Here is a 17,128-nt window from a genome sequence, read left to right as displayed (position 1 = left end):
TGAAGGCGAACTTTAATCGTCGCGTGGTCGGAACGGTTCGAATTCATCGAAACCCATGCGTCCCATACTTTGGCCCAGTCGTTGGGCCGTGCGGAGTGCGCGTCTTTGCTTCAAGTCTGCTATCCAGCGATATGCTTTATTGTTTGCAGCAACAAAAAATAAGCCTCTTCGCCGCTTCAGTTTCCTAGCCACTACCGTTTGGCTTGTTTCATTGGGATCAAAGGGGATCGAAAACAATTCGGCGTAGGCTGTTCCAGGCGTGGATAGGCCAATGAATTCGACCTTTCTATCGTGCATCAATACGGGCACAAAATGTTCGGCGATTTCGTCATCTCGAGCCAGTGGAACAAAGAGAAATCCCGCTCTCTTCCTCCTAACGCGAACTGCATCACATGAGGCCTGAAGGCAAAGTAGATATCGATCCTTCTCATCCCGCAGGACAGTCCCTAAACCGAGCTGAGGAAGTTGCTTACCGCTCCTATAAAGATGACTCCCCGGGTGGGCCCGCACTCCAGTCAACGCTGCAAATTGGCGCATAACAACCTGTGCAGCCTTGGCGTCAGTGGTAAAGAGCGAACACATGCCACGTTCAAATGCCTTAATGCTGGGCTTAGTACCGCCCACGATCTTGGCATGCGTGGCAATGTTACCGTCCGTAATTAATCTTATTGTATCGTCCACGCTAACGTCGAAATCTTTCGCCTTCCCACCTGAATTGTAATGAAGGCGGAAGGTCGTTGCTCCTTGCGCCATTTCACGTATCCGCGCCGCTATCGCCTCTGGGCCAGCGTATCTTTGCGCCACGCCATGCTTGTCGATCTCACTCTTGAGATCACTTAAAACAACATCGACGCTGTACTCTTCGGCGTCACTGACCATCGGCAATATAGAACGATGGTGGAAGTATGGTGCATCGACTGCCTTTGTCATCTTGGCGAGGACGTGGTGCGTCGAATCCCTTATTGATGCGATAGTCGCCAAGGCGACGTTCGACAACAGCCCCCCGGCCAGCAGTGCAAATTCTCTCTGTAAGCGATCCGGAAGATCTCTCTCCTTCACCTGCCGTTCCTGCCGAGAGTCCGTGAGTTGAACCCCATGGGCCTTGAATAGACACACGATCCTAAGACCATGATTGCTTTCGATGCATACGTTGCTTTTCGTGAGATCATGGCGATCACGATAAGACTTTGGCAAAGCATTGAAGACCTTATCCAAAATCTGATTGTTATTCATATCACCTGTATAAATCGCAATGAGACGAAGCCGACCGCTTCTCTTCTCATCTGATCGCAGAATCTCTGCAATGATCTGTGTTGCCGACTCTCCACCGTCGCCATGCAGTTCCCAATCGAGACAGACAATGTCGGCGCGCGTCGCCGCTGATCCAACCTTTGCTTTGATGCTCTTTCCTTTTGGCGGCCGAACAACAGAGCATATCAATCCGAGATCCATTGCAGCATTGACGAGAACTTCAGTATCTAAAGCATGTCGAATCGCGAACATCTCTTGCTGAGTGCTCTCGGTGACAATCGCACTCCCTCGCCGAGGAGTACGCAAACCCGCCCGAGGAACTCGATCAGGCGGAGCAATTTTCCACGCTTCGTCGTCGACAACGATCATCGTATGGGCAAACTCGCGAGTTGCGGCCAAACGCTGCTCAACAACGGCGGTAGACGTACTCATTTGCGACCGCGCTTCTCGGAATTCGACATTCCCTTCTCCGGTGATATGCGAAAGATTGCGCCCTTAACGTCTTGCCTTTCATCAAGGCTCAGCTTCATCCCGATCCGTGCAAGCACCTGCCGGGAAATATGAAGACCCATTCCTCGCCCTCCAGGTTTCCTGGAGAAGTTCAACGCGAAAATATTCTCGCGGTCGCGAGTGCTAATTCCAGGCCCGTTATCGCGCACGAGAAGATCGAGACCGTCGACCTCGAGTTTAATCTCGCGTTCGCCACGATTGCGCTGCAGCCAATAGATTGCGTTGTCGACGAGGTTCACAAATGCCGGATAAACCGAAGATGGATAGCTATTCATGGCGCGCTGAGCGAATTGTCTGGATGCAGTAAGACGAATTCGATACCGCGCGAGCCTCAGAGAAAATAGCCTCTCAAGGAAGTCGAAAATCTGCTGGCCTGTGATACGAACTTTGGAAGAATGCGTCCGACTGTCGAGCTGTGTGAACAACGACAAATATTCGTCGAGGTGACCAAAGCTCATTTGGAGATCTCGATGGAGATCGCGCAGCTCTGGATTCTCGCCCGCCCATGCGCCCAGCCGTTGAATACCCACTCGAATATTGCCGACAGTCTTGTCGAATTCATGGCTCACCGTGTTCAATGCCAAGCCGATCTGAGCCAATTCCAGGTCGGCATCCCGACGCTCACGAAGTTCATCGAGTTCTTCTTCCATCGCCTCGGTCAATTCCGCCGTATCGTAACCATCCTTCTCCCAGATCCTGGCCACGGCATTGAGCTGGTCGCGCAAACGCTCAAGTTTCTCGCTTTCCGCCTTATGAATGCTGTTGATCTGCTGGGTCAGCCTTTCTCGCACAACCGACAAGTCTTCAATTCGGGAAGCCGAACGTTGCAATCTGCTCAACTCTGCCATCACCTCGTCGATCGCGTGAGTTACGATGTTGAAGCTTTCCCGAGTCGATTCCCTAACCTTTGTAGCTACGTCCGTCGTAAGTGTACCAACGTCAGAACGTAGCCCCCTCATTGACCGCAGTGCATTTTCGCCAGAATCTGAAATTGCTGCATTTAGACGGGCGGCATCATCGAGAGAAATTTTTGCCTTAGACGCGACACCAGAAATATATCGCTCAATCTCATGCTCCGCCGGTTCGAAGACTTCCCCGCTAACTCGCTCCCATTGCGTAGTATATGAACTCCACTCGTTAGAGAGGGCGCGAGAAAGTCCAACCCCACGTGGCTTAGTGACCGTCAGAGAACTCCGGATGTCTTCAATGCGGTCTCGTCCCGCCTTTTCAATGCGCATTAACGCCATTGCCTTTTGTTGCGCAGGTATTTTCAGCGCCACGACTTTTTCCGCTTCGCGCTTCGTTTCCTCCAACACAACCCTCGACGACCGCTCGGGTGCGCCTTCATCAAATGCAGTGAATGCTTTCCCCAGTGCATCTTGAAGAGAGGCTCGTCTCTTTCTCGTATTCGACGCCTGGCGTCGCCGAATGTCTTCGTTACGGTTCAGTTCGCCTTTCTTTTCAAGGTGCAAATCGGCGTACTTCCCAGTTTCCCGAAAGAAATCTCCTGCCGTTTGCTGGAAGAAGTTCATAAGGATGGATCTGAGCTGCCGATAGGCGGCATTGTCTCGAAATCCTTCTCGTCCGGCCTTTTCGGAAAGCGCGTCGTTCTTGCCTTGAGTCAACTCAATGAAGCCAAACATCCGCCGGTACGAATAAAAATAATACCCGGCGCCAAGCGTGCGGTTTCGTTCAATGTCCAGCCAATCGAAATCCGAATCGCCATAAGGTTGAACACGAATCCCATCTCGATAGATGTACAAGCCGCCAATGCGATCCAATTTCCTTCTTAAGCGTGCGTGCTCATCAGGTGGAACGAGCGAGTCTCTCGCAGTTCCCTGCATGTATGCGAAGGAAAAGGTAAAAGGCCCGCATTGCGTTTTCTTGCCGTCGGATTCGTTCCAGGCGAGGACGTATTCGTCGTCCTTCATTTGATAGATGCCTACCTTGCCGCGAAACTGACCGTACTCATCGAAGCGACCAGAAAAGTGATGGTCGACCTCCTTAAATTCATCCGGGGTAAAGAACGCTGCTTCGCCGATGAGCTCTGCAGGAGGACCTTCGGTCTTGTGATCTCGAAACCTAGCGACGATCGGTGGCGACCGGCTAGCGACCATCGTGTTTGTAAATCCGATCAAATTTCTCTCGAACCGAGTAGCTTTTCCTTCGTTCTGACGATTGTCGATATCGTCCTGTATGATCGGATCAGCTGGCTGGATAAAGAAGTGTGTTCCGCAGCCGCCACCCACGAGACGCGGGGCTTCGAGTACCCTGTCCCATTCGACCGGATCGATGTCGAACGCATCAAGCTGTGATTGAATCTCTCGATATCGCTCTGCTGTCGTCTTACCTCGAAGGCCGCGAAGGCCCTTCGATGCTTCGGCGATCATGCTCTGAACTTCTTTTGCCGTTAGCGGCTGATCACCGTTAATTTCGCGCAAAGGTATCGGGATCTCGGATATCTCGATGCCCGGTAGCTCGAACATGGTCCAATTGATATAGGCTGCAACAAGTGCCTTCGACGGTTTCCTCTCCCGCCGCGCTCGCGTCATGATTAAAACTTGCGGGCCAATAATTGCTACCGCAAGTCGGCCGATTCCCTTCTCGCCCAACGTCGTGCGCTTAGGCTGATCAGGATCTCGCGGCGGCATTGCGAGAGATGCCGTGCCTAACTTACTCTCGGTACCTAAGGTCAGCCATCGCTGCTCAAAGTCCTCTCTTGTCATCCCCAAGCCGTCGTCTCTAAGGACGAAAAGGTTCTCTCTCCGAAAATAATCGACCTCAACGCTGCGCGCGTATGCATCATGAGCGTTCTTAAAGAGTTCGCTAATGGCCGTAGGTATGCCAGCGATCTGTTGTCGGCCGAGCATGTCGACCGTTCTTGCTCTCACACGGAAGGTTGCCATCAACCCACCTTCTTTCGATGTGTTCGATAATGCCGCTGGATTGCCTTGCCAAAGACGCGCGCCATGGTGACAGGAACAGCATTGCCGACTTGGCGAGACATCGACGTAAGATTCCCAAAGAACTCGAAATCCATCGGGAAAGTCTGGAGACAAGCCGCCTCACGAACACTGATCGCGCGGTGCTGAGTCGGATGTCCAAAACGACCATTTGAAAGGCTAATGCATCGCGTGGTCAGGGCAGCGGACGGTGCGCCCTTAGCCATACGACCGTACACATCGGTATGCCCGGTATGATTTTCATGGCAGTCCAGCACCAGCTCGGATGGCCAAAGCTTTCGCGTCGTGCCAGGCTTTGTAGCCTTGATTCTCTTCAAGTTCAGGTCGGACAGACTCGCCGCACGGTGATTCAGAACCTTGGCGTGCGACTGGCCTGCTTTGATCCTGGGAAGATGTCCGATAGCTTGCCAAACAGTCGGGAGAGATTTCTCTCGCGCACCGGGGCCGTGCGTCGGCTTGGGAATAGTTATCGGCCCAAGACGGCTCGCAACGAGAACTAGCCGCTTTCGTCGCTGAGGGACGCCATAGTGACACGCCGAAACAACTTCATGGCAATGCCAATATTTAAGACGTTTGAGCAACCTTAGAAACTTCGCGAACGTACCGCGCTTGTCGTTGATCGATTGGATTCCTGGGACATTTTCAATGAAAATGTACTCTGGTAGATATGACCTGACGAACCGATGAAACTCCCTAAGCAAATCCTTTCTGCCGTCCTTACGCTTTTGCCCACGTCTCTGCTTTGAGAAGGGCTGACATGGTGCACAAGCGCCAAACACCACCGGCCGCTTCTTCTGGGTGTCCACGTAAGTAGCAAGATCTCTGGATCTTACTTTGCGAATGTCGCGCCGGATGAAGTCCGCTTCGGGGAAGTTTTTCTGAAAACTTTTCGCGGCATCCAAGTCCAGATCAATGCCAAGCCGCACTCGCAGTCCAGCTTCGCGCATCCCTTGGCTCGTACCGCCACATCCGCTGAAAAAATCGTAGAAATCCATGGCCTTCATTGCCGGCATATCCCAGCCCCAAGCCGGAGCCAAACATCATAGCGACCGGGTTGAGGAACTCAAACGGGTCTAAAACCGGCTTCTACCCGTCCAAAATCCGCACACCTACCCTTTGCGTGGACGCTTCGGACGCGGCCGCGGCGCGCTCACGAAGTCATGCCGGGCGGGGAGCTTCTCGCCGAATAGGGTTGAGAGATCTTTCGACGCTCCCGAACATTGCTGCGCAAGGTCCTGCCGCTCGGCCTATGCCCCATTCAGCACAAAACACACCTGCGCCGGCGTGTCCGAGCGGTTGCTCCACGCATGGTTGGTGCCGCGCTGGATCAGCACGTCGCCCGCCTTCATCAGGGTCTCGCCGACGTCCATCAGCGCCCAGATCTCGCCCTCGACCACGATGGCGTAGTCGACGCTCTGGGTCTTGTGGAAGCCGGGATGGCGCGCCTTGGCGTCGTGCGCCTGGGCGGCGCCATACTGGCGGAAGACCTCGGCCTGGTTGCCGTAGTTGCGCTCCTTGTCGGGCGGAAACTCGACGATGCGCACGACGTTGCCCCGGGCCGGCGGCTCCAGCCGGAACGGCTGCGATGTCTGATCGGGGCCGTCGGCGTTCGCGGGCAGCGCGTCCACCAGCCAGAGGTTGGTGAGGCCGACATTGGGCGAATGGGAGGGCCGGAAGACGCTGGGCGCCGGGCCGTCTTCGAGGAAGATCGAGCGGCCCTCGGCGTCGTGGCCCGTCACGATCCGGCGCACCGGTTTTACCATTGGCGGTCTCCGTGTTGTCTGACTGGGGGCCGCACCGATCGACGCTCCCGGACATTGCTACGCTTAGCGGCTTGTAAACAAGCCGCGGCCTGACGCTCACCGGCCGAGCGTAGCTCGGCCTCCTCCAGCCGGGAGGCGATCATGAGGGCGCTCCTGCTTTGGAACGCCGACCATGCGGCCAGGACTCCCGGAAGCAAGGCCCAGGGCCAGCCCGCGAGATAGAAGACAACAGCGGCGAGGAGGAGAAGGAGGAACGTCGCCTTGGCTTTGCGCCGGGCGCCGGCGCGGAAGTCGGCGGAGGTCTTGCCTTGCTCGGCGGATTTTGCGGCCAGGGCATCGTGCCAGCCCATGGGTGGGGTCTCCGAAACTGAGATGGTGAGGCGAGACCGGTCGACGCTCCCGGACATTGCTTCGCAATGTCCTGCCGCTCAAGCGGCTGAGCTTCGCTCAGCCGGACATTGCTATGCTTGGCGGCTTGATTACAAGCCGCGGCCTGACGCTCAAGCGGCCGGGCTCCGCCCGGCCTGTGCTTCGCTCAGCCGACGGGCGAAAGCCTCCTGAGGGATTCCGCCCAGGGTGAGCAGGCTTCACTGGCCCAGAGGCGACGGGAGACGCATGCTCCGGAACCAGCGACGCGTTCATGGCTATCTAGTCTGCTCCAGCTTCACGAAATGAGAGGGGACGTGGGTCGGGGATTGGCGCATATCGCCGCGTTGGCAACGCTGGTGGCTGGTCCCGTGGGCGCCCACGCGGCCGATGTCGTGCCGACATCCCAGGCGGCATTCCGCGCCGAAATCCAGCGCCATTTCGAACTGGCCAAGGAGGAAACGCAAAGCCTCCGGTTCGTGGAGCTGGAGCGCGCGCGCGATGCCGCCCTTGCGCAAGCCCTGGGAGAAGGCCTCGCTTTCCAAGGATGGATCTTCGAATTGAGGGGGATCGAACCGACACCGGGAGGCGGCTACTTCGTGCGCTTCCTGGATCCCGCGTTTGCCGACCACAGGCTTGCGCGGCCGACATTCTGGAATGGAGGTCCCGGCCGGATCGCCAGCCAGGCGGCCATCCGGCCGGGCTCGGCCCTGTACGACGTGCTGAAGGGCCTGAAACCCGGCAACAGAATTGCCGTGTCGGGGTATTTCTACCCGAACGCCAACGGCGGCCCTGTCTTCGAAGCGGCCCAGCTGAACTACCGCGAGAACGCGGCGGCCCTCGCGAAATTCCGGGCCCCCTACTTCGCGGTGCGGGTCACCGAGATCCGGCCTCCGTGATCGTCGGACGCCGCTCCCTATTCCGGCTTGAGACCGATCTCCTTCAGCACTTTCAGCATCACCTCGGTGTCCCGCTTGAAGACCGCATTGGTCTGCTCGAAGTTGAGCGGACCCTTGATCAGGTAGTTGGTCATGAGCTGCTGCACCTTGGGGTCGGTGCCCGCTTCGAACAGCGCGTCGGCGAGCTTCTTCACGATGTCGGGCGGCGTCGCCGACGGCACGGCGAAGGCCGCGAACGCTCTGGTGTCGTAGAAGCCGCCGACGGCGCCCTGCTCCTGCATCGTCGGCACGTCGGGCAGGGACGCGAGGCGATCGCCGGTGATGGCGATCGCGCGGCCCTTGCCGGAGGCGATCACGGCCGCCGAGGCGGCCGGGCTGCCCGATCCGCCGTCGAGCTGCTGTGCGGTCACGTCGGCCCACATCGCCGCCTCGCCGCGATACTGCACCACCTCGACCTTGAAGCCGTATTGCTTGGCCATGGTCTCGATCAGCACGTGCGGGGTCGAGCCGGGGCCGTAGGCGCCCCAGTTCACCTTGTCGACCTTCCTGGCGTAGGCGACGAACTCGGCGAGATTTTTGGCGCCGGTCTTCTCGGCCACCACCACCGGCCCGCCGGTGCTGGTCGTCATGGCGAGGTAGGTAAAATCCTTCTCGGGATCGTAGGGCAGGTCCTTCATCGTGACGCGGTTCTGGATCAGCGACGAGGAGATGGTGCAGAGGATGGTGTAGCCGTCGGGCGGCGCGCGCTTGACCTCGACCGCGCCGATGGCGCCGCCGGCGCCGCCCTTGTTCTCGACGATGACCGTCGTGCCGAGCTTGCGCCCGAGGAAGTCGCCGAAGGAGCGCGCGATACCGTCGGTCTGGCCGCCGGCCGGATAGGGCACGATTATGCGGATCGGCTTGGAGGGGAAGGTGGCGGCGGTCTGGGCGCGTGAAGCTGTGACGAGGGCGGGCGCCGCCAGGACGCCGGCGCTGGCCGCGAGGATGCGGCGACGGGTTGGATTCAAGATTGTCTCTCCCTATGAGTCGCGAGGCCTTTGGTGGCCTTCGTCTTCGGGCGGGAGTCTAGGCGAGGGCGCGCGAAAGCGGCAAGCGGTGGCGGTGGCACGGGCTCGCGGAGCGGACTACGGTTGGGGCGGGCACCGATCGGCGCTCCCGGACATTGCTTCGCAATGTCCTGACGCTAACTGGCCGAGCCTGCGGCTCGGCCTCAGAGGAAACCCATGCCATGCCCGCATCCGACATCGCCTACACGCCGATCCTGCCCGAGGGCTGGCCGCGTCCACGCGGCTTCTCCCATGCCGTCGTGGCCACCGGCACCAGGAGCGTGCGCATCGCGGGCCAGATCGGCCGCGCGCCCGGCGAGGCGCACATCGCGGCCGGCACCGACGCCGGCGCGCAGTGGCGCGTGGCGCTTGCCAATGTCGTGGCGGTGCTGAAGGCGGCGGGTGGCGAGCCCGGCCACCTGGTGGCGCTCCGCGCCTACGTGACCGACATCGCCGAATTCAACGCCGCGGGGGCCGCCATCGGCGCCGCCTGGGGCGCGACGCTCGGAAAGCACTTCCCGGCGATGACGCTGGTCCAGGTCTCGGCGCTCATCGATCCCCACGCCAAGGTCGAGATCGAGGCGGACGCCGTCCTGCCGTGAGGCGAACCAACTGTCGCCTCCTGCCCTGAAACCGTGAGAAGATGGGTTCGGGGAGGGGCCCATGCTCAGCAGACTTCACAGGAAGGCCGAGGCGCTCGACCAGGCATGCCTGCGCGCCCAGGGCCATCCGCACGACTACGCGATCCGGCAGGAGCTGCTGAACGCCCTGGAGTGGGACGCCTCGTTCCATCCCGAGCACGCGAGTCCCGTGATCCGGGAGGTGTTCAGGGAGGTGCACGACCATTCCACCGACCTGTTGATCCGCATCCGCTCAGTGGACGATCCCGCGGTGGCGCCGCTGCCGATCGCCGAGATCCCCAGCCTGCGCCAGAGGCTGGCGAAGCTGGTCCATGTCCTGGCGACGCGTGAGCGCAAACCGTCGTGAACCGGCTCAGGGCAGCATCTCGCAGTCGCTCTCAGACATTGCTGCGCTTGGCGGCTTGTAACCAAGCCGCGGCTTGTCGCTCACTGGCCGAGCCTGCGGCTCGGCCGTCAGGGCAGCGTCACCTTCACCAGCCGGCCGCCGCGCACGTCGAGGCGCTGCATCATCGAGCCGCCTCCGGCCGCTGCGCCCTGTGAGTCGCCCCACTTGACGCTCGAGGTGACGTACCAGATGCCGTCGGGCACGCGCGGGAAGGCGAAGCTGCCGGAGGCGTCGCAGCGCGTGGTGCGGAGCGTCGAGACATAGAGCGGATCGTCCTGCCCGAACTTCACCGGGCCGAGGCTGGCGGCGCGCGTGCCCCTGGTGTCGTTGCCGAAGATCGCCGTCATGCGCGCCCGCGCATAGGCGGTGTCGGGGATCAGGTTGGCCGACTGGCCGGCGCAGGTGTGGGTGCTGCTGCCGGCCTTCAGGGTCGCGGTGCCGGCGACGGTATTGGCACCGCTCTTGCGCGCCCATTCGACCTCGGACGGGGCGATGGGCGTGGAGAGGGCGGCGCCCTGAAGCCCGAAGGTCGGCAGCCCGAGCTGGGCACAGCCGGCGAGGACCAGGCCCAGGGCGAGGAACAGGGCCGTGGGAAACGCAGCGGACTTCATGCGGCTTTCCTCCTGTGCGGCGGGGCAGGAAGTTCCGCGTAACGCGGGCCTGTGTTCATTTTGTGGTTCGGGCCCGCCAACCAGGCCCTCGGCAAGGTCAAGGACTCCCGCAAGAAGGCAGCCGACCTCTAGTGGATCGAAGACCTGCCGGCACGACGCGACGGGCGCCCGTGGGCGCCTGTTGTTCGTTTCAGGGTTCGCTTCAGGTCCGATTTCTACAGATCGCGGCGATAGCCCTGGTCGCGTACCGCCACGGCCACGCCGTTGCGGTCCTGGACGATTCTGACGCGGTCGCCCATCTGCACGTCGCCATTGTCGGCCTGGGCGATGGTGACGGTCTGGCCGTCGTCCTTCTGCACCGTGACCTCGATGCCGCGCTGGCTCGATCCGTTGCGGCCGACGATGTTGCCGGCGATGGCGCCGCCCACGGCGCCCAGCAGGCCGCCGACCACCGCGCCGCCGACCGAGTTGGTCGTGGCCGCACCGATCGCCGCACCGCCCGCCGCTCCCAGGCCGCCGCCGACCAGCGTGCCGTCGTTCATGCCCGAGCTGCTGCGCAACGGGACTTCGCGAATCGACATCACGCGGCCCTGCTCGCCGCCATAGGCGCCGTTGTAGCTGCCGGAGGCCGACGTGTTGACATAGCCCGGCTGCGTCGCACCGCCAGTCTGGGTGCAGGCGCCCAGGCCCGCCACGAGACTGGCCGCGAGGGCGGCCGACACGATCAGGCTCACAAGTCGCTTGTTTGCAGACATCGTATGTTCTCTTTCTGGTGCAAGCCGCGCCGATTTGGGGGCATGGGAGGAACGCGCGGGCCGCATGTTGGTTCCCCCGATCCCGTTCCCCCCGATCCCGTTCCAGGCCCCGGCTTGCCTAAAAGCGCGGTGGCGGCCACGGTGGCGGCCGTTCCAAGACGAGAGGGAGACGTGGTGATGAAAATCGATTTCGCGGGCAAGAAGGCCATCGTGTGCGGCGGCTCCAAGGGCATCGGCCGCGCCATTGCGCTGGGCTTCGCGGCCTGCGGCGGCGACGTCTCGATCTGCGCCCGCGAGCCCAAGTCGCTCGAGGAGACGCGGGGCGAAATCGCCCGGCTCGGCCACAAGGCCCATGCCGCCAGCGCCGATCTCTCCAAAGGAGATGCCGTGCGCGGCTACGTACGCGACGCCGTGGCGGCGCTGGGCGGGTGCGACCTGCTCGTCAACAACGCCTCGGCCTTCGGCTCGACGGACGACGACAAGGGTTGGACCAGCAGCCTCGCGGTCGACATGCTCTCCATCGTACATGCGACGCAGGAAGCCCTGCCGGCGCTCAGGCAAAGCCAGGGCAGCGTCGTCAACATCTCCTCGATCTCCGCGCTGCATCCCGCGGCGCGCCAGCCGCCCTACGGCGCCATCAAGGCGGCGGTGATCCACTACACCGTCACGCAGGCGGCGATGTACGCCAAGGACCGCATCCGGGTGAACTGCATCGCGCCGGGCTCGATCGAGTTTCCCGGCGGCGTGTGGGACCGGCGCAAGACCGACAATCCCGCGCTCTACAACGGCACGCTGGCCTCGATCCCGTTCGGCCGCATGGGCCTGCCCGAGGAGGTTGCCAATGTGGCGCTGTTCCTCGCCTCGCCGCTCGCCTCGTGGGTGACCGGCCAGGCCATCGCCGTGGCGGGCGCGCAGGGACTCTAAGAGGGCACGAGCTCGCCGGCGGCCACGACCACGATCTCGCCTTCGGCGAGTGGCCGCCAGTGTCCCGCGGTCACGGGGACGCTGGCCAGCAGCGCCATTTCCTGGGCCTCGTGATGGGCCTCGTGATGGTCCGCCGAATGAATCGTGACACCGGATTCCGCCGGCGCATCTGCCGTGTGGCCGCGATGGCGGTGGCGGAACCACAGACCCGGCGGCGCCACGATGCCGTCGGCCTGCGTCCGGCGATGGCCGTGACCGAAGATGAATTCGCCGTCGCTGTAGAGAAAGTTGGCGATCCCCAGAGGACGCATCCCGGCCGCGAATTCCGTCACGGCGGCCAGCCGCGCCGCGAGCGGCGGAGCGGCGGCGCCTTTCCATAGCGGGGCGAGGCGCTCCAGCAGCAGGCAGAAGGCCATCTCCGAATCGGTCTCGCCGAGGGGATGGAAGCGATGCGTCGCGGCATCGAACCTGGCCGCGATCCCGTCGAAGCCGCCATTGTGCGCGAAGAGGTGCATGCGCCCGCCCAGCTCGCGGGCGAAGGGCTGGGTGTTGGCGTGGCTGTTGGCGCCCATGGTGGCGCGGCGGATGTGCGAGATCAGCAGCCGCGTCGCGAGCGCGCGCTCTTCGATGAAGGCGACCCACGGGCTGTCGCCCGCCGGCTCCGGCTCCTTGTAGAGGCGGATGTCGCGGCCTTCGTGGAAGGCCACGCCCCAGCCGTCGACGTTGCGGCCGTCCGGCGCGCCGTGGGCGGCAAAGCGTTTCAGTGAAAAGCTGGCGCGGGTCGGACGACGGCTGGAGAGGCAGAAGAGCTCGCACATGGCGGAGACGGTAGCATGGCGCGGCGGCGGCGGGGCGCGGCGGCGGGGGGCGCGGCGGCCGGGGGCTCACCGCCCGGGCGGCTCATTGATGTGGCGATGCCAGGCGCCGAGCTTCGCTGCCAGGTCGCCGACATGCCGCGTGATGCAGGTCGCGTGATCGCCCCTGATGCCGTCGTGATGGAGGCTGCGGGCCAGCGGCCGCCACGCGTCGGGCGAGAACTCCGCCCGGTCGGCCATTTCCTCGCTGAGGAGACACTGCACGCGGGCATCGATCCGCGGCGGCAGGTACTTCGACATGGCATCGAAATAGAGGGTGCGCAGGGTGGACACCGATCCCGGTCCGTGGACGGTGAAGTGCCGGTTGCCGATCCGGCGCATCACCCGCCGCAGGATGGCGCCGTCGCTGTTCAGGACGCGGCGCGCCAGCACCCATGTCAGCGGCATGCCGCCCGCCCACAGCCACTCGCCCGCCGCCCCGGGCACGATCCGGCGCACCGCCATCAACGCGCCGTGGACCGCGCGCACCGGGGGCCGGGCATTGAGGGAGAAGCTGTCGATCAGGGTCACGCTTTTCACCTCGCGGCCGCTGGCCTGCAGCTCGTGGGCCACCGCCCAGGCGGTGAGGCCGCCATGGCAGAAGCCGGCCAGGCAAAAGGGACCCTCCGGCCATGCCTCCAGCAGGTGCGGCAGGCAGGCGCGCGCCATCTGCTCGATCGTCGACACGCCTGCCGCCCGGTCGAGGTTGGAATGGACGACGAAGACCGGCGCGTCGCTGCCCAGCCGCTCGGCCAGCTGCGGCGCATAGAGGCCGAGACCGTCGAAGTCGCCGTGGAAGAGGAACAAAGGCGTTCCCCTGCCCTCGCGGATCCGGTCGACCAGCCGGCCCTCGGCCCTGACGCCGCGGACCAGCGCCTGGGCGAGGCGGCGGATGGTGAAGCCGGCATCGAGGTCGGCGAAGGAGACGGGCCGGCCGGTGACGGCATCGAGCTCGAGCATCATCTCGGTCGCTAGCAGGGAATCGCCACCGATCTCGAAGAAGTCGTCGTCGATGCCGATGTCGTCGCGCTGCAGCCACTTGCGCCAGAGGTCGGCGATCAGGAACTGCAGCGGCTCGACCGGCGGCGCGAGGCGGCGCGGCCGCTCTGCCCAGGCGGCGGAGAGCTGCGACCGCGAAATCTTGCCCGTCGCGCCACGCGGCAGATCCGGCACCACCGCGACCTGCCTCGGCATCTGGACGGGCGCGAGCCCGTCGTGGAGGAAGGCCAGCAGGTCCGAGGAGGTCGCCTCCGCCTCCGGCTTCAAGGTCACGGCGGCGGCGACGATTTCGCCCAGCCGCTGATGGGGCACGGCAAAGGCCGCGGCCTCGCGCACCGCCGGATGGCGCAGCAGCGCCTTTTCCACGTCGTAGGGCGATATCTTCTCGCCGCCGCGGTTGATGATCTCGCGGCTGCGGCCGGCGATGGTGAGGAAGCCTTCGGCATCGACGACGCCGAGATCGCCGGTGGCGAGCCAGCCGTCCTCGAGGCCGCCTGGCCGGCCGTCGATGTCGTCGAGGTAGCCCGGCGTCACGCTGGGACCGTGCACCATCACCTGCCCGACCTCGCCCGGCGGCAGGAAGGCACCGCCGTCGTCGCGGATCGCGAGTTCGCCCGCGGGAACGCGGCCGACCGTCCCGGGATGCGCGTCGCCCGGCGCGAGCGCGGGCGCGGTCATCATGCCGGCCTCGGCAAGCCCGTAGAATTCCCGGACCGGCACGGCGAGCAGGTCTTCCAGCTCGCGGCGCACCGGTTCGGCGAGATACGAGGCGGTCGACAGCACGAAGCGCAGGGAATGCCGAAGCTGCCCGGCCGGCAGGGTTCGCACTTTTTCGAGCACGGCCGTCAGGAAGGCCGGCGCCGCCGTGATCCAGGTCGGCCGGAACGCGGCGACCCATCGATCGAAGTCGTGCGGATTGGTCGTGGCCGGCATCACAACGCTGCAGCCGATCAACAGCGGCGCCAGCAAGGTCGCCTTGAAGCCGGCGTTGTAATAGATCGGCAGGATGCAGAGCGAGCGGTCGGCCGGCGTCAGGCCGAGCCATCGTTCCATCTTCTCCGCCATCTCGATCAGGTTGCCGTGGGTCACGGGAACGCGCTTGGCGACACCAGTCGTGCCGGAGGTCCTGAAAATGACGGCCACGGCGTCGCCGTTCACCGGCCCGGGGCGTCGCGGCCGACGAGCTGGACGGAGTCGGCGCAGCTCGATGTCATCGAAAGACGAGACGGTCCCGGAGGCCGGCGCGGAGACCTGGAAGAGCGCGCAGCCGTCCCCGGCCTTGGTTACCCACGCCGGCAGCTCCGTCCCACCCGCGACGATCAGGGCATCGGGCCGCAGCCGCGACACCTCCACCTCGAGATCGGCCGCGGAGAGATTGGGATTGATCGGCAGCATCGTCGCGTTGCAGCAGACGGCAAGGCTCAGCAGAGCAGCCTCCGGACTGCGCGGCAGGGCAATGCCGACCCGCGACGACGGGCCGATGCCGGCAGCCTGCAGCTGCTCGCCGATCCGCCGGACATGGCGATCGAGCGCGGCAAAGGTGAGAGGTTCAATTCCCTCGCACAGCAGCGCGATCGCATTCGGATCGCGCCTGCCATGACGGGCAAGGACTTCACTGACGAACGGCATCTGTCATCCAGAACGAGGCGGCGCCCCGGCACCGCCCGCGGTGACGAGGGTTGCAATCTTCAGTCGTCCCATGGCTCGACACGGAGCCCTTGATCTCACGACAACCTCGCTTGGCCGGCTCGAGCCGGTTCCGAACGACTGGTCAAATTCCCATCCAGAGCGAAACGAAGCTACGCGCGATCCTGCTTATAGCAAAAAGAACAGAGGGCGATTGCATCGATCGACATGCCCTGTCTTTGCCGTCGGCAAAGCCCATGCAAAAGGCTCTCACTGCGAAGGGTTCGCTTCACATCGGACGCGAACCACGCACCCGCTCCTGCGGACCGACCCGCCGCCCATCGAACGGCTACCTGACAGGTTGTACCGCCTCCATCGATCATCGCAGACCAAGGTTGCGGCGGCACTGCAAGCTGCAAATTAAACGCGCCGCGAAAAGGATCGAGACGACAGCAATTTTGCATTGCCCCGGTATCCGGAAGATTTTCCGGTGAATCCGGGCGCCCGGCGGCGCGCCCCACCTATGCCGGCAACAGCTTCAGACGACGCAAGAGTTCGCGCTCCTGCTCCTGGGCCTTCACCATCGCCTCGCGATAGGCGGGGCCGTCGAGCAGGAGGAGCGGCTGGTCCATGTTGTCGAGGAACGCCAGGTGCTTGGGCTCCTGCGCGGCGGCGCGGAAGGCATCTGCCAGGATCTTGACCACGGCGGGATCCATGCCGCGCGGACCGACCAGGCCGCCCGGGCTGTCGACGACAATGCCGAGACCGAGCTCACGCACGGTCGGCACGTCGGGGAAGCGCTTGGCGCGCTGGGCGGTGAAGACCGCGAGCAGCCGCAGCTTGCCCGCCATCACCATCGGCGCCCAGCCCGAGGATTCCGAGGCGAAGTCGATCTCGCCGCCCAGCAGCGCACGCATCGTGTCGGCGGTGCCGCGATAGGGCGCATGCGTCCAGCTGAGGCCCTGGGCCATGCCGAGCCCCTCCATGGCGAGGTGCTGGGTCGAGCCCGCGCCCAAGGTCCCCCAGTTGAGCTTGCCGGGATTGGCCTTGGCGTAGGCCAGGAGCTCGGGCAGCGTCTTCCACGGCGCCTCGGTGCGCACCACCACGCCCATGACGAAGCCGGTGATCTGCAGGATGTAGGTGAGATCCTTGATCGGATCGTACTTGAGCGCCGGGTTGAGCATGGGCTGGCGCAGCATGCTCATGTGCATCTGGCAGATCGTGTAGCCGTCGGGCTTGGCGTCCTGTAGGGCGAGCGCCCCCAGCACGCCTGCGGCGCCGCCCTTGTTCTCGACGACGACCGGCTGGCCGAGCTTCTGACTGACCGATTCGGCCAGGATGCGAAAGCCGGCATCGGCCGGCCCGCCGGCGGCCCACGGGATGATCAGCTTGATCGGCCGGTCCGGAAATTTCGTCTGGGCCTGGGAGGGGCCCGCGCCGGCAAGCGGCAGGAGGGAAGCGCCGATGAGGGCGGATCGTCTAGTGAGATGGTGCCTGGTGAGATGATGCACGGCTGTCGGGCCCTCCGTTTCGTC

15 protein-coding genes are annotated in these 17,128 nt (G+C 63.3%); 4 read left to right on the top strand and 11 right to left on the bottom strand.

All coding sequences use genetic code 11. The features are described 5' to 3' along the window. Nucleotides 1-12 precede the first annotated feature (12 nt). The 5 genes from EPO55_RS10310 to EPO55_RS10290 form a co-directional block, all read right to left on the bottom strand. Nucleotides 13-1,683, bottom strand: a complete 1,671-nt coding sequence (locus EPO55_RS10310) for a response regulator receiver domain (RefSeq protein WP_296336646.1) — start codon at nt 1,681-1,683, stop codon at nt 13-15. Next, nucleotides 1,680-4,667: an ATP-binding protein gene (locus tag EPO55_RS10305; RefSeq protein ID WP_296336645.1), complete on the bottom strand. Its 2,988-nt coding sequence runs from the start codon at nt 4,665-4,667 to the stop codon at nt 1,680-1,682. The genes EPO55_RS10310 and EPO55_RS10305 overlap by 4 nt, the downstream gene beginning before the upstream one ends. After that, on the bottom strand, nt 4,667-5,728 hold the full coding sequence (locus tag EPO55_RS10300; protein WP_296336644.1) for a DNA cytosine methyltransferase: 1,062 nt from the start codon (nt 5,726-5,728) through the stop codon (nt 4,667-4,669). The genes EPO55_RS10305 and EPO55_RS10300 overlap by 1 nt, the downstream gene beginning before the upstream one ends. A 243-nt stretch (nt 5,729-5,971) precedes the next feature. After that, a complete protein-coding gene (locus EPO55_RS10295) occupies nt 5,972-6,487 on the bottom strand; it encodes a cupin domain-containing protein (RefSeq protein ID WP_296336642.1) in 516 nt (171 codons plus the stop codon). Beyond that, complete coding sequence (locus tag EPO55_RS10290; RefSeq protein WP_296336641.1) at nt 6,481-6,837, bottom strand: hypothetical protein; 357 nt, start codon at nt 6,835-6,837, stop codon at nt 6,481-6,483. The genes EPO55_RS10295 and EPO55_RS10290 overlap by 7 nt, the downstream gene beginning before the upstream one ends. 345 nt (nt 6,838-7,182) lie before the next feature. Between EPO55_RS10290 and EPO55_RS10285 the strand changes: the two genes are divergently transcribed. Further along, on the top strand, nt 7,183-7,752 hold the full coding sequence (locus EPO55_RS10285) for a hypothetical protein (RefSeq protein ID WP_296336640.1): 570 nt from the start codon (nt 7,183-7,185) through the stop codon (nt 7,750-7,752). Nucleotides 7,753-7,769: 17 nt separating this feature from the next. Here the strand turns inward: EPO55_RS10285 and EPO55_RS10280 are convergent, their stop codons facing one another. Beyond that, the gene (locus EPO55_RS10280; RefSeq protein WP_296336639.1) at nt 7,770-8,759 is read right to left on the bottom strand and encodes a tripartite tricarboxylate transporter substrate binding protein; all 990 of its coding nucleotides are present in this window, start codon (nt 8,757-8,759) and stop codon (nt 7,770-7,772) included. A 221-nt stretch (nt 8,760-8,980) separates the two neighbouring features. Between EPO55_RS10280 and EPO55_RS10275 the strand changes: the two genes are divergently transcribed. Both EPO55_RS10275 and EPO55_RS10270 read left to right on the top strand, forming a co-directional pair. Further along, nucleotides 8,981-9,400 (top strand): RidA family protein, encoded by a 420-nt coding sequence (locus EPO55_RS10275; protein WP_296336637.1) that lies wholly within the window; start codon nt 8,981-8,983, stop codon nt 9,398-9,400. A gap of 61 nt (nt 9,401-9,461) precedes the next feature. Next, complete coding sequence (locus tag EPO55_RS10270; RefSeq protein WP_296336635.1) at nt 9,462-9,785, top strand: hypothetical protein; 324 nt, start codon at nt 9,462-9,464, stop codon at nt 9,783-9,785. A 107-nt stretch (nt 9,786-9,892) separates the two neighbouring features. Here the strand turns inward: EPO55_RS10270 and EPO55_RS10265 are convergent, their stop codons facing one another. Both EPO55_RS10265 and EPO55_RS26140 read right to left on the bottom strand, forming a co-directional pair. Further along, nucleotides 9,893-10,435: a hypothetical protein gene (locus EPO55_RS10265; RefSeq protein ID WP_296336633.1), complete on the bottom strand. Its 543-nt coding sequence runs from the start codon at nt 10,433-10,435 to the stop codon at nt 9,893-9,895. 215 nt (nt 10,436-10,650) lie between these two features. Next, nucleotides 10,651-11,190, bottom strand: a complete 540-nt coding sequence (locus EPO55_RS26140) for a hypothetical protein (protein WP_363718867.1) — start codon at nt 11,188-11,190, stop codon at nt 10,651-10,653. 177 nt (nt 11,191-11,367) lie between these two features. On the opposite strand from EPO55_RS26140, the gene EPO55_RS10255 reads away from it, so the two are divergent. Beyond that, nucleotides 11,368-12,114: an SDR family NAD(P)-dependent oxidoreductase gene (locus EPO55_RS10255; protein WP_296336632.1), complete on the top strand. Its 747-nt coding sequence runs from the start codon at nt 11,368-11,370 to the stop codon at nt 12,112-12,114. On the opposite strand, the gene EPO55_RS10250 is transcribed toward EPO55_RS10255, so the two are convergent. The 3 genes from EPO55_RS10250 to EPO55_RS10240 all read right to left on the bottom strand — a co-directional run bounded on the left by EPO55_RS10250 (nt 12,111) and on the right by EPO55_RS10240 (nt 17,104). After that, nucleotides 12,111-12,932 carry a class II glutamine amidotransferase gene (locus tag EPO55_RS10250; protein ID WP_296336631.1) on the bottom strand — a complete coding sequence of 274 codons (822 nt, stop codon included), beginning with the start codon at nt 12,930-12,932 and terminating at the stop codon, nt 12,111-12,113. The two genes, EPO55_RS10255 and EPO55_RS10250, sit on opposite strands and share 4 nt — an antisense overlap. 66 nt (nt 12,933-12,998) lie before the next feature. Then, nucleotides 12,999-15,596 carry an AMP-binding protein gene (locus EPO55_RS10245; RefSeq protein WP_296336629.1) on the bottom strand — a complete coding sequence of 866 codons (2,598 nt, stop codon included), beginning with the start codon at nt 15,594-15,596 and terminating at the stop codon, nt 12,999-13,001. Between the two features lie 518 nt (nt 15,597-16,114). After that, nucleotides 16,115-17,104 carry a tripartite tricarboxylate transporter substrate binding protein gene (locus EPO55_RS10240; protein WP_296336628.1) on the bottom strand — a complete coding sequence of 330 codons (990 nt, stop codon included), beginning with the start codon at nt 17,102-17,104 and terminating at the stop codon, nt 16,115-16,117. Between the last annotated feature and the right edge of the window lie 24 nt (nt 17,105-17,128).

It is taken from the genome of Reyranella sp. (genome assembly GCF_004296935.1).
GTDB lineage: Bacteria > Pseudomonadota > Alphaproteobacteria > Reyranellales > Reyranellaceae > Reyranella.
Note: the sequence above shows the minus strand (reverse complement) of the source record. Positions and strands in the feature narration are given on the sequence as shown.